Genomic DNA, 14,644 nt, shown 5'->3' on the forward strand with positions numbered 1-14,644 from the left:
ATTTTTCGAAATACACAAATGTTTTGCCAATAATTTGGCTCTTCTCTTATTTTTTCGTAACTTTGCCATCAGATGGCGACTTTACACATATTCAATCCTGAGCATGATATCGCTTTGGCGAGCAATATCAGCAATTTCACGGCTCCGCATGCTGGCAGACAACTGCGTGCTGACCTGGGGTTCCTCCCTGCCTTGTGGGCGGAAGAGGGGGATGTCGTACTGGTGGAGAATGTGGAATATGCCAGAAAGAAATGGGAAAGACTCAGGCAAAGGTTTGTTCCATGGCGTGGAACAAAGTGTTCCATAGGGTGGAACAACATGTTCCATGGCGTGGAACAAAGTGTTCCATGGGATGGAATAAAAACGATATCCCCATGGGGCTGGGATAAAGCCATCAAGCGAGAGCTGGAGAGGAAGGGCGTGCCGTCTTCGTTACTACCCTCGGACAGTCAGTTGGAACGGATTCGCACCTTGTCCCATCGACAGACAGCGGCGCGTCTGTTGCCTCTCCTTCAGACGGAGGGTACGGTAGGTGAGGCAGTACTGTGTGAGTCGGTGGATGCGGTGGAGCAGCAGTTGAGGCTTCATCCTCGTCTGGTGTTGAAAGCACCGTGGAGCTCCAGCGGTCGTGGTATCCGTTTTATTGACAAAGAAATGAATGACTATCATTACGGCTGGCTTCGTAATCTGTTGAAGAGCCAGGGTGGAGTGATGGCAGAACCATACTATGAAAAAGTAAAAGATTTTGGTATGGAGTTTGAGGCGACAGACGAAGGAATACGTTATCTGGGATTATCTCTTTTCCACACAGCAAATGGTGCTTATACGGGAAATATCCTGGCTACGGAGAATGCGAAGCGAGAAATGATAAGTCGCTATATACCAATTTGTTTGATAGATGAGGTAAAAGAAAAGATTTGCGACATGTTATGGCTTGAGGACTATCGTGGTCCCTTTGGTGTTGACATGATGGTCGTTAAAGAAAACAGTCAATTGTCAAACCGTCAATACTGTCAACTAAAACTACATCCGTGTGTTGAGATTAATCTAAGACGTACGATGGGACATGTGGCACTTGCTTTATCACCTAAGGATGATGATATCCGCAAGGTGATGCGCATCGTTTATGAAGATAATATTTACAAACTACGAATACGAAAACTATGAGAAAAACTTTACTAGCAATACTGTCGTTTGTCGTCTTGACGATGAACGCACAGTATAAGTCGGAAGTATGGTCACCGGATAATGGTGACGGTACCTTTACCAATCCTGTGATCAATGCCGACTATTCAGATCCGGATGTCTGTGTGGGAGCCAGCGGTAAGGATTTTTATATGACGGCAAGTTCCTTTAACTGTATCCCGGGACTGCCCATCCTGCATTCCAAGGACTTGGTGAACTGGGAGATTATCAATTACGCCATTGACGCCCTGCCACCTCTGGAACGCTATAATGTGCCACAGCATGGGAATGGAGTGTGGGCACCGTCTATCCGTTACAACGAGTATAATCAGACCTATTATATATATTGGGGAGACCCCGATCTGGGTGTCTTTGTCGTCACAGCCAAAGACCCTGCCGGGAAATGGTCTGAGCCCGTCTGTGTTATCGAGGGCAAGGGTATGATAGACACCACACCTCTTTGGGACGAGGATGGTCGTTGCTATCTGGTCAATGGCTGGGCAAACTCCCGTTGTCATTTCAATTCCGTGCTGACCGTTCGTGAGATGTCCGCCGACGGTATGCGGCAGATTGGTCATCCCGTCATCGTGTTCGACGGCAATGGAACCCCCAACCGTACCGCAGAGGGACCGAAGTTCTATAAGCGTGATGGTTGGTATTGGATCATGTGTCCCGCAGGTGGCGTTCCCATTGGTCATCAGCTTGCCATGCGTTCCAAGTCACCCTATGGACCCTACGAGTGGAAAGTGGTACTCGACCAAGGGAAGACTGCTGTTAATGGTCCTCATCAGGGGGGCTGGGTACATCTGAAGAGTGGAGAGGACTGGTTCCTGCATTTCCAGGACAAGGAGGCGTATGGTCGTGTGGTATGGTTGGAGCCTGTGACATGGAAAGACAATTGGCCTGCGATGGGACAGCATATAAAGAACTACTGTGGTGAGCCTGTGCTGACCTATAAGAAACCCAATGTGGGGAAGACCTATCCTGTTCAGAACCCTGTGGAGAGCGACGAGTTCAATAGTATCACCCTCGGAAAACAATGGCAGTGGCATGCTAACTACCAGCAGACCTTCGGGATGCCTACTCCGTATGGGGTGTTCCGTCTGTTCTGTCACCAACAGAGTGCCGACTTCAAGAATCTTTGGGAGACAGGCAACCTGTTGTTGCAGAAGACACCTGCCGACAACTTCACTGCTACCACGAAACTGCGTCTCTCTGCGAAAGACGACGGACAGTATGGTGGTATCATCGTGATGGGTATGGACTATTCCTCTTTGGTGTTGCGTCGTGTCGGTGACCAGTTCGAGTTGCAGCAGATCACCTGTAAGAATGCCGACAAGGGGAAGCCGGAGACCATCATGAGTCTTGCCACCCTAAAGCCGACGGCTGTCGATCAGGTCGACTATCAACCAGCCATCCATTGTGACATCTACCTTCGTCTGCAAGTCAGTTATATCGGTGGAAAGAACAGTGACGGCACCAATAAGCACGAGGCTGCCGTTCGTTTCTCATGGTCAAAAGACGGTAAGACATTTACAGAGGTGGGTGATGCCTTCACGATGCGTCAAGGTAAGTGGATCGGTGCCAAGATCGGACTGATGGCTGCCGAGCCTGCGGGGAAGAAAGTACGCGGATGGGTCGACGCTGACTGGTTCCGCGTCACTAAATAGCAGTATCTCGCATATAAAGATTATACTGTCGTTCTTCGGCAATAGTGGTCTGTGGACCGTGTCCGCAATAGACCGTGGTATCGGCGGGGAGTTTCGCAAGTTGTTGCAGGCTCTCCGCCATTTCCTGCCAACTGCCTCCCTCGAAGTCTGTACGTCCGATACTCATACGGAAAAGGGTGTCACCTGTGAAGGCGACATGCTCGTCAGCACAATAGAAGACACATCCCCCTGGCGTGTGTCCGGCAGTATGCAGGATGTCGAAATGATGAGTGCCGAAATGGATCTGCTCCCCTTCAGTGAAATAGTGACCGACGGGAGCCTCCTCTTCGTTGAGGTCAAAGCCAAACAGATCGGACGCCTGCTTACCTAAGTGTGCGATGAGGAACTCATCCTCGGCACGTGCCTCTACCTTCAGTCCGAACTCGTTGAAGAGGGCGATGTTCCCCCAGTTATGGTCGAGGTGTCCGTGTGTCGCCAGCAGATGGACGGGCTTGAGGTTCTCTTCCTTGATATACTGACTGATGGCATCACGCTCCTCTTGGTATTGCGCCCCACAGTCTATGATGACACACTCCTTCGTCTCGTCACTCACCACGTAGCAGTTTTCCTGCAACATGTTACACATGAATCGCTTGATTTTCAGCATGGCAGATAGATGATGTTTTTCTCTTGGAACCATTCCTCGTCGAAGAACTGGTTGATGTCTGTGATATCCACGATGTTACGGTAGGGACGTGTCTCCTCTTGCAAGTCACCGCCCTTCAGACAGATGATACCGTTCGGCAGGGCGTTACGCTGTTCCTGAGAGATGTTTTTACGTACAATCTTATAAAGGTCGGGTAGGGGCATCACGGCACGGCTCACCACAAAGTCGTATTTCCCTTTCTCCTCCTCACCACGCAGATGCTCCGGGTGACAGTTCCTCAGTCCGATGGCATTACATACTTCCTGTGCCACTCGTATTTTCTTACCTGTGCCGTCAATCAGTTTGAAGTCACAGTCAGGGAAGAGGATGGCGAGAGGAATTCCAGGGAAACCGCCTCCCGTTCCGAAGTCGAGGATCTTAGAGCCGGCTTGGAAACGGATGATCTTGGCAATCGCCATCGAGTGTAGCACATGATGCTCGTAGAGATGATCGATGTCTTTGCGTGAGATGACGTTGATCTTCTCGTTCCAGTCACGGTAGAGAGCATCCAGTGCCTCCAGCTGTTTCCGCTGCTCGTCCGTCAGCTCTGGGAAATATTTCAGTATCTGTTCCATAAACTGTCAATTGTCAACGGTCAACTATTTCAGGATTGGCTCTAAAACCTTGTAGGAAAGTGTCAGTTCTGTGTTCCCCTTGTCGTAAGGAGCGATCTCATAGGGGTTATAGATAAAGGTGATCTCGTCGTCGCCGAGGATGAAGTTCTGGGGGGCATAGATATCCATCGTCAAGAGATAACCTTTCTCATGTAACTCATCAAGGGTGTTGGTGTCTGTCTGTTTCCTCAGCTCCTCCAACAACAACTCACGCAGCCTGTATGAATAACCCTGTACGAAGAGGTCGTCATAAGTGATCTGCTTACCCGTCTTCTCATCGAAGTTCATGACGAGCTGTTGACGGATACCGTGGGCACCACCCTCATACATGTCGAGGTCGATGATATACACCAGACAGTCGTCCTTGCCACGACGGGTGTCAGTCTCTATGACATATTTATATTGGTACCATGCTCGTTTCGTCTCGTCGGTACGGTCCTCGCGATACAACGGTGCCATGTTCCTCTGGTACTCTTTCGTGTAAAAATTGGCAAAGGAGTCGACAGCTTGCTGCATCGCCAGACTGTCGAACATAAACAGTCGTTGCTCGATGGCATGGTTGATGTTGCGGGCACGCTCGTCGTCCCCTTTCACGTATTTCACCTGCAGGCTCACCTGGCATTGGGGAGCGTTGCTCTCGTCAATGACACTTGCTACCTTCTGTGCCTTCGCTTCCGCTATGTCTATGCTGGAGCCTCCGAAGATACCCCCGCCGTTACTGCCTCCACAAGCAGAGAACAGTATGGCTGTCAGTCCGATCATCAAATAATATTTCTTCATATTGGCTGCGAAGGTACGAAGAATTTTTCTGAATTCCAAATATTCGTCATCAAATGCGTGTCGATTCGCTGAAGAAATCAGCCAGTTCGCTGAAAACGTTCCCGTGGCGATTAAACTTTCCCTATCTTTGCAACGTCAAACAAATGACTTCGGTCGAAAAGAACATAAATACAAACTTATAAAAATTGATGAAGATGAAAAAGATTGTTTTAACACTGGTGGCACTCCTGTCGATGACAGTGATGCAGGCACAGAACAATGAGAAGTGTGAGTGTAAGAAAGAGCAGAAAGCTCGTAAGCAGATGACCCCGGAGCAGATGACGGAGAGAATGACAAAGACGCTCTCTCTGACGGATGAGCAGAAGACGAAGGTTCTCGCACTTAACAAGGAGTATAAGGATGTACTCGCCAAGGGACCACGTATGCACGGACAGCGTCCTTCAAAGCCTCAAGCTGATGCGGAGACTGGTGCTACGGAGCAGCAGCGCCCGGAACGCCCACAGCTCACCGATGCGCAAAAGGCTGAGATGAAACAGATGAAGGCTAAGCGTGACGAGTACAACAAGAAACTCAAGAAGATACTTAATGACGAACAGTATGAGAAGTACGAGAAGATGCAGAAGCATCACGGTCGTCATGGACATGGAGGACATCACGGACATCACGGCGGACCACGTGGACCTCGTCCGGATTTTGAACCACAGGATTAACGAAAAATTAAGGTGAAAAGATTGTGTATGTCGCAGATATTTCGTATATTTGCGACATATTTTTATAATTGATATGATACAAAAGGTTTGTATATTCACTGGGGCTCGTCCTAATTTCGTGAAAGTGGCCCCGATTATCCGTTCCATCAAGAATACGGAGCGTATAACGTATCAGTTGGTATATGCGGGCAAGGCTGACGACCCCACCTTGGAGAAGTCGTTGTTCGACGATCTGCAGATGCCGCTTCCTGACGTCTTCCTGGGTGTTGACTGTGAGAACCTGAATGAGTTGACGGGCAGGGTCATGTCGGAGTTCGAGCAGTATCTGGAGGCCCATGAGACGGATACGGTCATTGTCGTGGACGACCTCGCCTCAACGATGGCTGCCGCTATCGTGACGAAGAAGAGGGGACTCCGGTTAGCTCATCTGGTGGCAGGAACCCGCTCGTTTGATATTAACATGCCCAAGGAGATTAATCGTCTGGTGATAGACGGATTAAGTGACTTGTTGTTTACGGCTGGAGTCAGCTCAAACAGTATTGTCACTCGTGAGGGCGCCGAGATGCATAAGATTTATATGGTGGGTAATATCCTCATGGACTCCTTGCGATATCATCACGACCGTTGGCAGCGTCCTGCCTGTCTGGAGGGTATCGAGGATGGCAAATACCTTGTGCTTACGATTAACCGTAAGGCTTTGCTTGCGGACAAGGAGAACCTGCAAAAGATGCTGACGGTCATCATGGAGGTGGCTGGTGACATTCCCGTGATCGCTCCCCTGCGTCCATCCGTCAGCACTCAACTCTCAACGCTCAACGCTCAACTCTCAACTGTCAACTCCCTCCCGTATCTTGAGTTCGGTTACCTGACCTCTCATGCTATGGGTATCATTACGGATTCTGGTAATGTGGCAGAGGAGGCGACGTTTAATCATGTACCTTGTATCACACTTAATAGCTATACGGAACATATCGAGACGGTCAAGCAAGGCACTAATGAGTTAGTAGGGGAGGATGCTGATCAGTTGCGTACAGCCTTGGGCAAGATGATTGCGGGGGATTGGAAGACTGGTTCCCTTCCAGACCGCTGGGATGGCAGGTCGGCAGAGCGTATCGTCCAGATCCTGATGGGATAGCCTATCCTTATTTTTAGGTATTTCGATGGAATGATGTTGAAAATATGAGGAATAATTCGTACCTTTGCACGAAATAACTAATTAGGTGATGAAATTATCGGAACTGAAAACAGGAGAGCACGGTGTCATTGTGAAGGTGCAAGGACACGGGGGATTCCGTAAGCGTATCATAGAAATGGGTTTTATCAAAGGCAAGGATGTGGAGGTGTCACTGAACGCTCCTTTGCAAGACCCTGTGATCTATAAACTGATGGGCTATGAGATCAGTCTGCGCCGTCAGGAGGCGGAAATGATAGAGGTGGAGGTACTGCCTCAGACAGAAGGTACAGAAGACCAGCCGTCCTCGTCAGCGACAAAGGGGCTCTCTGGAGATCAGCCGATCAAACTGAAGGATGTCATCAAAGTGGCATTGGTGGGTAATCCGAACTGTGGAAAGACTTCCTTGTTTAACTTTGCCAGTGGTGCTCATGGTCATGTGGGTAATTATAGTGGTGTGACGGTGGACGCCTCGATGGCTCATGCTTCTTTCGAGGGATATGAGTTTGACCTGACAGACTTGCCGGGCACCTATTCCTTGTCGTGTTATAGTCCTGAGGAGCTATATGTCCGTGAACACCTGATGAAGCAGCATCCTGATGTGGTCATCAATGTGATTGACTCTTCGAATCTCGAGCGCAACCTTTACCTGACGACGCAGCTGGTGGATATGAATGTGCGTATGGTATGTGCCCTGAATATGTATGACGAGTTTGAGCGCAGAGGTGACTTCGTACATATCAAGACACTGAGCACCCTGTTCGGTGTTCCCTTTGTTCCCACCTCGTTCAAGTCGGGCAGGGGAGTCCAGGAACTGTTCCATGAGGTCATCAGCGTCTATGAAGACAAAAGTTCGCTGGCACGTCATATCCATATCCCTCATGGTCATGAGCTGGAGGCGGGTATCGTGCATATCCAAGAGCATCTGAAGGAGGACGAAGAGGTACGCCCCTTGTATTCCACGCGTTATCTTGCCATTAAGTTGTTGGAGAACGACACCTCTGTGGAGCGTTATGTCAAACAATTGCCGAATGCTGATGAGATCATCGAGGCGAAGGTGATGGCGGCGGAACGTGTGAAGGAGGAGATCAAGGAGGATTCGGAGACGGCTATCATGGATGCGAAATATGGTTTTATCCATGGTGCGTTGACAGAGGCGGAGTTTCGTAAGGGAACGAAGGAGGACACCTATCGCATGACACATCTTATAGATGATGTGTTGTCGAATAAGTATCTGGGCTTCCCCATTTTCTTCCTGATCCTCTTTGTGATGTTCCAGACGACCTTCTCATTAGGTCAGTATCCGATGGACTGGATAGAGGCTGGTGTGGAATGGTTGGGTGACTTGGTGGGCAGTACAATGCCTGAGGGTCCTTTACGCTCGATGCTGGTGGATGGCGTGATAGGTGGTGTGGGCTCTGTCATCGTGTTCCTGCCCCAGATACTGATATTGTATTTCTTTATCTCTTTGATGGAGGACTCGGGGTATATGGCGCGTGCCGCCTTTATCATGGATAAGCTGATGCATAAGATGGGACTGCATGGAAAGTCTTTCATCCCGTTGATCATGGGTTTCGGGTGTAATGTCCCTGCTGTCATGGCGACTCGTACGATAGAGAGTCGTCGGTCCCGTCTGATTACCATGATGATCCTGCCGTTCATGTCATGCTCGGCGCGTCTGCCTATCTATATCATGATTGCGGGGACGTTCTTCTCTCAGCAATACCGTTCGTGGGCGATGATCTCCTTGTATCTGGTGGGCATCCTTGTCTCTATCATTGTCAGTAAGATATTCTCCACGTTCGTGATCAAGGGGGAGGATACTCCTTTTGTCATGGAACTGCCTCCCTACCGCATGCCGACGACGAAGGCTATTGGTCGTCATACGTGGGAGAAAGGAAAAGAGTACTTGAAGAAGATGGGTGGCATCATCCTCGTGGCAAGTGTCATCGTATGGGCACTGGGCTATTTCCCCCATAATGACAGTCTCAGTGTGCCGGAGCAACAGGAACAGTCGTATATCGGCAGGGTGGGTAAGGCAATAGAACCTGTCTTCGAACCGCAGGGCTTCAACTGGAAACTGGATGTCAGCTTGATAGCCGGAGTGGGTGCCAAGGAGATTGTCGCCTCTACCATTGGTGTGCTCTATAGTGGTGATGACTCGTTTGCCGATGATGACTCGTTCAGTGACGACAATGAGAAATACACTCACCTGCGTCAGTTGATGCTTGCTGAGGGAATCACACCTCTTGCCGCCTACTGCTACTTGTTGTTTATTCTGCTCTATTTCCCTTGTATCGCCACCATCGTCGCCATCAAGAACGAGACGGGCTCCTGGCGCTGGGCAGGATTCGCGGCAGTCTATACCACTATCGTTGCATGGGTAGTCAGTGCCGCCGTCTATCAGATAGGACTGTTGTTGTTCTGAAAAGACTAATGTGATTGATTCCTAAAGGATCACAATCTGTCCTCCATCTTTGCCAAAGATATCGTCACCGATGACTTTGATGGAGGCTGGAAGGTATAAGACTAGATATCCTTCATGGAATAAGAATGCCTGGTCGCAGATTGTCAGCGTTCCGTCAGGAACGATGTATTCACTCTCTGTGAAACCGTATCGTGCATAGAGGAGACGCTTCCGGTCCATCGAATAGACGACATCGTGTTCATCGATGTAAACCTCATAGTCTGACCACGTCTCATTGGGGTCTAGTTCTTCTGGTACATAAGGCTTGTCCCAGAAACTAATTGCTCCAACAGTGTCTGTTCCTCCTAATATGGCATCAAAGGATTCTTCTGGGAGCGTATAGGGTAGATAAAGACATTCTAACTGGTCACACCCAATGAAAGCCAGCTTATCTACACTTTCAGTACCTTCCCTGACCTTGTAACACTTTACATCTGCACATTTCAACAGTCGTTTGCCGTCTTGACTATAGACGGCACCATATTCGTCAACGAACCCGTTAGATATCTCTGCCTCCAACGCTTCGCTGCGAATACAATTCTCTGGATAAGGCCAGTTCCAGTAGTTGACTTTCAATCCTTTTGGCGCATAACGCATGGCTGTATTACTCATGAGTTCGTCAGTATACCATTCAACAGTATAAGGAATATCAACCTCTTTGAGATGAGGGCGGTTTTTAAAGGCCGTTTCGTTTATTTCCTCAACACCCTCTGGAATACGATAGTGAGGGATGTCTGGAACTTTAAAGAGGGTCTTCCCGTCATTGGAAATGATGGCACCGTCTTCATCATACAGGTTTCTATAGATGATAGAGTCCTACTGTCAGGCAGAACTCCTCGCCAACAAGAAAGAGCGTCACCATATCACCGGCTTCTCGGCGTAGTGGTGCGCCCATTTTTGATGAAATTCTTTGTTATTTCATTCAATAAAAACCGATAAATATTTGCAAGTTCATAAAACAATTCGTATCTTTGCCCTGAGTAAAATTACTCACACCACTGAGTAAAATGTTTAGATATGTACAAAAGAGCTGAATATCAGGTAATTAAAGAAAGACTTGAAGAGCCAAGAAAGTTCATTCAAGTGGTTATGGGTCCTCGTCAGGTAGGTAAATCCACAGTTGTCAAGCAGGTACTGCAGGATCTGGACATCCCTTTTCAGCAGTTCTCTGCCGATAATGTTCCAGCCACTAATACCGCATGGGTATCCAATTGTTGGGCAGCCGTTCGTAGCCTGAAAGAAAGCAAAGGTTTTGAGAGTATTATCCTTGTTATCGACGAGATTCAGAAGATCTCCAACTGGAGTGAGGTTGTCAAGAAAGAATGGGACGATGACACTTTCCACGATCGTAATATCAAAGTGTTATTGCTTGGTAGCAGTCGAGTACTATTAGAGAAAGGTCTTTCTGAATCACTTGGAGGGCGTTTCGAGGAAATCCGCATGACCCATTGGAGTTACCCTGAGATGAAGGAATGCTTCGGATTCACACTCGACCAGTTCCTCTTCTATGGAAGTTATCCTGGTGCTGCGGAGCTGATAAACGATCCTGATCGTTGGGAGCAATATATCCAGTCAGCCATCATCGATGCAACGATCAACAAGGACATCCTGATGAATACTCCTATCAGCAAGCCTGCCCTTCTGCGACAGACGTTTGAACTTGGCGCCTCCTACTCTGGCGAATTACTATCATTGACAAAGATGCTTGGTTCTCTACAAGATGCTGGTAACACCGTTACCCTAACAGGTTACATTAATCTGCTTGACGAAAGCGGATTGCTTTGCGGTCTTCAGAAATATAGTATTGATACAGCCCGTCGTCGCGCCAGTATTCCTAAATTCCAAGTTTACAACAATGCCTTGAAGATGGTTTATAATCCACACACCTTCGATCAGGCCATTATGGACCGTAAAGGTTGGGGACGCATCTTTGAGTCTGGCATTGGAGCATGGATTGTCAGTCAAGCTTTCGTTCATCGCTTGGAGGTGTTCTATTGGCGCGATCGTAATGACGAGGTCGATTTCATCCTTCGTAAGAAGGGTACTGTCATAGCCGTCGAAGTCAAGAGCAATGCAGAAAAGAATACCAATGGTCTTGCCACTTTTCGAGAAAAATTCAATCCTAATGCTGCCTTTATCGTGGGTGATGGTGGAATCCCTGCCGAAGAATTCCTGTCAATGGACATCGTATCATTATTCAAGTAAACAATCATTTATCATCAAATGACAGTCAAAGAAATATATGACAAGATAGGTGCGATGCACCTTAGATTTCAGGATGACGAAGACAACTACGTCCAGTTGGTGAATCTTCTGATGGAGTATCAAGAGCAGTCCGACCAATATGGTCAGATGGTTTCTGCGGCACTGAAGGACGGACTGAAAAATTATGAACGCTATTTAAAACTGGATAGTGCTCTTTCACCAAGATCCATTATCATTGAGAAGAAAGGCGATCCCGCGACGAAAAAGGTCAAAAAGTCCGATGCTGAAGGCTATTACCGTGTAGCCTTTATCATGGATGATGGCAGTCTTACGCTTAAGGACAACCTCTGTGCGCGTCCTTGTCAGTCGACCGATTGGAACCTTCGCTACCGCGAGGCACTTGAGACGCTCAAACGTCGTGCAGAAGAGCGTCAGTACGGACTCGGTCGCCTCACCGCAGAACTCCATCAGATGCTTCTCGACGGCTATACCACTTCCGACTTCGCACGCAGTCACAAGCTCACTGAATCACAGATGAAACGCCTCTTCGCCATCCTTCATGAGGAGGCGGCGTCCTCCCTCCTTACTATGGCTGCATAACCATTAAAAAAGCCTGAGCAATATGCCCAGGCTTCCTTCTTTACATGCAACTCGTGACTCCGAGTGTCGTAGCTAATGCGGTGAGTATGCTTATCAGCAATTGAATCACCATTCTCCAACTATTCTTCATAACTCTCACATCTTACATCATACATCTTACATCATACATCACTCTCCACCTCCTCCTTCGGAGGGAGTCTCGAACCCAGCGTACTCCTTCGTCTCCTCGAAGACGACGTCCTTGACGAGGTTCTTTGCTACGGCGAACTTCTGGGCTACGGTGCCGTTGGCACGGTGGGTGACACCCGTCACGACACGGACGGTCTCAGGTGAGAACAAGACTCGACGTGTGGTGATGTTCTGGGCACCTACGTCCTCAGGTTTCTCGGCACCGATGCTGGAGAAGCCCACCTTGAAGATACCGATACCCTCCAGTTTCACCTTCTGACCCATCTCGAAGAAGTGCTTCATGGCACCACCGAGTTCGTCGAGGACGGCGATGACGTCACTTCGTTTCACACTCGCCTGTGTCTGGATGAAGTCCGCAAGACTTTTGGTACCTACGAAGTTCTTGTCGTAGACAGCCTTGGCGAAGTACTTACCGCATGCGCTGGAACGAGCGTTTGTGTTTTTCATTTTAATAAATTTCTGACTCATGGTTTTAAATTTTTAAAGGGTTAATGATAAGGTTGGTTGTCAAGTGCAATTGCGGTGCAAGGTAAATGCAGAGCCGAGCTCGCTCGAGCTATGCTGAGCCGCAGCCCGCAATCGCCGTCGCATCTTTATTGCGACGGCAAAGGTACAACATTCCCATTGCGGTCTACGAATTTTTGGGTAACTTTTTTCAAAAAATTTTGAAAGTGGTCATGAAGGTCATGAATGTCACGTGTCATTAAGGATTTCTGAATTCCCTAAAAATATCATAATATAAATATATATTTATATATATTATATATTATGGCAGAATTTCGCATCAAAAATCCTTAATGACACTCGTGACACATGACACTCATGACCACATTCCGATATTAATACAATAGCCCGAACATCCAAAGGGGGATGATCTGCGGTGTCGCGTATTCTATCTCATCGCGCACTACATAACCATTCTCCACGTCCGAGATCTGTTTCTTTCCTTTCTTCTTGCCTCCCACTTCAAACGTGTAGTCATCAACACAGAAATCACTCACACGAGACGCTATCACATCATGTTTAACATGCAGTTGGCTATAGAAGAATGTCTCGCGCACATTACCTATCTCTGCATTCTCGCCTACCAAGGTATATTGTATATTCGTGTTACCAAGGAAAACTTTCTCCACTTTGCCTAAGCCGCGCATGCCTCCAGTATCGTCCCGCAACTGACCTATCATCTCTGCCTTCTCCATGAACAGCAGGTAGTTCGGCACATCGTTGCGACTGATATGAAGTTCATTAGCCAGCGATTGCGCTTCCGGCTTATAGGGTGCACTCTGCGCTACAATAGACAACATTTGACGCAACTTGCGACCAGTAGCAGGACTCATTCTGGCATAATGCGGGATATCTGACTCCATCGTTTGACGAATCACATTCTGCATTCGCTCTTGGAAATCACCCTCCAATGCAAAAGGATAATATCCGTCACGCAGATACTGGCGGAAAATCGGTAACGGATGCTCCAACTCCTTCATCTGCACCTTCCCTGCCAACACGTCCTCCAAACGATACACTGGCACATGTATCTTATGCACCAGTTCCAAATACTCTCTGAATGACATGCCGTACAGATGTTTCATAACTATGCGCCTACTCAAGTCAGCCTCTCCATCCAACAAGTCGAGAATGGAAGAACCAGTGATGAACACTTTCAGTGCCGGGTGCGCGTCATATATCTGTTTTATCTCACGACTCCATCTTTCGTACTTATGTATCTCATCGATATACAGATGCTCGCCACCTTCTTTCACGAACTTATCTGCCAGTTCAATCAGCGTATGGGTCGTGAAATAACTGTGATCGGCAGACACATAGAGGCTGTACTCATCAGGAGTCTCTATGATATGCTGCTTTACCATTGTACTCTTACCTACACCCCGTCCGCCTGTCAGGCATAGAAGGCGATTGTTCCAATTTATCTGGTCGTACAGATAACGCTTGAAATCCAGTGATGTCAAGTTCAATTGCTCCCGCATGTACTGCAATAATGCTCCTTCTATCATATCTTTAGTTGTTTAATTTGCACTTTCTAAGGTGCACATTCTTGTATTTTATGCACTATGCACGGTGCAAATTTACCTATTTTATTTCATATATGCAACAAACAATCTAACTTTTTGCAAAAACTTTACCCTACTAACCCCTAACCTCTAACCCTTAAACCATAACCCATAACCCCTTTCCAGTATCTGTTAAAGGGCGTTCCAGTATCTCCCATAGGGGTATAACAGCCTTTAGTATCAGGCATACCAGCCTTTAGTACAAGTGATGGCAGATACTGGAGTGGGGGATAGAAGGCATCGGAATCAATAACCCCATTTTTATGCGTGACAGTGACAGTTGTGACAGTAAGTTTTGG

Annotated in this window: 15 protein-coding genes and 1 pseudogene; 7 read left to right on the forward strand and 9 right to left on the reverse strand. The window is 47.9% G+C overall.

The annotated features are described in order from the left end of the window. Window positions 1–72: 72 nt before the first annotated feature. Both BM257_RS10495 and BM257_RS10500 read left to right on the forward strand, forming a co-directional pair. A complete protein-coding gene (locus tag BM257_RS10495) occupies window positions 73–1,167 on the forward strand; it encodes a hypothetical protein (RefSeq protein ID WP_092072099.1) in 1,095 nt (364 codons plus the stop codon). Further along, the gene (locus tag BM257_RS10500) at window positions 1,164–2,855 is read left to right on the forward strand and encodes a glycoside hydrolase family 43 protein (RefSeq protein ID WP_092072102.1); all 1,692 of its coding nucleotides are present in this window, start codon (window positions 1,164–1,166) and stop codon (window positions 2,853–2,855) included. Before BM257_RS10495 ends, BM257_RS10500 begins: the two co-directional genes overlap by 4 nt. Here the strand turns inward: BM257_RS10500 and BM257_RS10505 are convergent. Genes BM257_RS10505 through BM257_RS10515 form a run of 3 tightly spaced genes read right to left on the reverse strand, consistent with a single transcriptional unit; the run spans window position 2,848 to window position 4,934 of the window. After that, a complete protein-coding gene (locus BM257_RS10505; protein WP_092072105.1) occupies window positions 2,848–3,501 on the reverse strand; it encodes an MBL fold metallo-hydrolase in 654 nt (217 codons plus the stop codon). The two genes, BM257_RS10500 and BM257_RS10505, sit on opposite strands and share 8 nt — an antisense overlap. Beyond that, window positions 3,495–4,115, reverse strand: coding sequence for a 16S rRNA (guanine(527)-N(7))-methyltransferase RsmG (gene rsmG / locus BM257_RS10510; protein ID WP_092072108.1), 621 nt, complete (start codon window positions 4,113–4,115; stop codon window positions 3,495–3,497). Before rsmG ends, BM257_RS10505 begins: the two co-directional genes overlap by 7 nt. Before the next feature lie 24 nt (window positions 4,116–4,139). Continuing rightward, a complete protein-coding gene (locus tag BM257_RS10515; RefSeq protein WP_092072111.1) occupies window positions 4,140–4,934 on the reverse strand; it encodes an RsiV family protein in 795 nt (264 codons plus the stop codon). A gap of 194 nt (window positions 4,935–5,128) precedes the next feature. Here BM257_RS10515 and BM257_RS10520 point away from each other — a divergent pair, with 194 nt between their 5' ends. The 3 genes from BM257_RS10520 (at window position 5,129) to feoB (ending at window position 9,243) form a co-directional block, all read left to right on the forward strand. Then, window positions 5,129–5,644: a DUF4890 domain-containing protein gene (locus tag BM257_RS10520; RefSeq protein WP_177216090.1), complete on the forward strand. Its 516-nt coding sequence runs from the start codon at window positions 5,129–5,131 to the stop codon at window positions 5,642–5,644. Between the two features lie 73 nt (window positions 5,645–5,717). Continuing rightward, window positions 5,718–6,779 (forward strand): UDP-N-acetyl glucosamine 2-epimerase, encoded by a 1,062-nt coding sequence (locus BM257_RS10525; protein WP_092072116.1) that lies wholly within the window; start codon window positions 5,718–5,720, stop codon window positions 6,777–6,779. Between the two features lie 88 nt (window positions 6,780–6,867). Then, window positions 6,868–9,243 (forward strand): ferrous iron transport protein B, encoded by a 2,376-nt coding sequence (gene feoB, locus BM257_RS10530; protein ID WP_092072119.1) that lies wholly within the window; start codon window positions 6,868–6,870, stop codon window positions 9,241–9,243. 21 nt (window positions 9,244–9,264) lie between these two features. Here feoB and BM257_RS10535 read toward each other — a convergent pair whose 3' ends face one another. Next, window positions 9,265–9,894, reverse strand: coding sequence for a hypothetical protein (locus BM257_RS10535; RefSeq protein WP_092072122.1), 630 nt, complete (start codon window positions 9,892–9,894; stop codon window positions 9,265–9,267). After that, window positions 9,895–10,092 (reverse strand): annotated as a pseudogene (locus tag BM257_RS15315) (hypothetical protein); the annotation flags it as partial. Window positions 10,093–10,299: 207 nt separating this feature from the next. On the opposite strand from BM257_RS15315, the gene BM257_RS10545 reads away from it, so the two are divergent. Both BM257_RS10545 and BM257_RS10550 read left to right on the forward strand, forming a co-directional pair. Next, the gene (locus tag BM257_RS10545) at window positions 10,300–11,487 is read left to right on the forward strand and encodes an ATP-binding protein (protein ID WP_092072127.1); all 1,188 of its coding nucleotides are present in this window, start codon (window positions 10,300–10,302) and stop codon (window positions 11,485–11,487) included. Window positions 11,488–11,505: 18 nt separating this feature from the next. Further along, window positions 11,506–12,087, forward strand: a complete 582-nt coding sequence (locus BM257_RS10550) for a hypothetical protein (protein WP_092072130.1) — start codon at window positions 11,506–11,508, stop codon at window positions 12,085–12,087. Between the two features lie 40 nt (window positions 12,088–12,127). Here the strand turns inward: BM257_RS10550 and BM257_RS14895 are convergent, their stop codons facing one another. The 4 genes from BM257_RS14895 to BM257_RS15035 all read right to left on the reverse strand — a co-directional run. Then, complete coding sequence (locus BM257_RS14895; RefSeq protein ID WP_177216091.1) at window positions 12,128–12,217, reverse strand: smalltalk protein; 90 nt, start codon at window positions 12,215–12,217, stop codon at window positions 12,128–12,130. Between the two features lie 38 nt (window positions 12,218–12,255). Then, window positions 12,256–12,723, reverse strand: coding sequence for an HU family DNA-binding protein (locus BM257_RS10555; protein WP_143096831.1), 468 nt, complete (start codon window positions 12,721–12,723; stop codon window positions 12,256–12,258). A 392-nt stretch (window positions 12,724–13,115) separates the two neighbouring features. Beyond that, window positions 13,116–14,288 carry an ATP-binding protein gene (locus BM257_RS10560; RefSeq protein WP_177216092.1) on the reverse strand — a complete coding sequence of 391 codons (1,173 nt, stop codon included), beginning with the start codon at window positions 14,286–14,288 and terminating at the stop codon, window positions 13,116–13,118. A 140-nt stretch (window positions 14,289–14,428) separates the two neighbouring features. Continuing rightward, a partial coding sequence (locus BM257_RS15035; protein WP_218154505.1) for a hypothetical protein occupies window positions 14,429–14,644 on the reverse strand: 216 nt, incomplete at its 5' end.

Source organism: Prevotella sp. tf2-5, from assembly GCF_900115435.1.
GTDB lineage: Bacteria > Bacteroidota > Bacteroidia > Bacteroidales > Bacteroidaceae > Prevotella.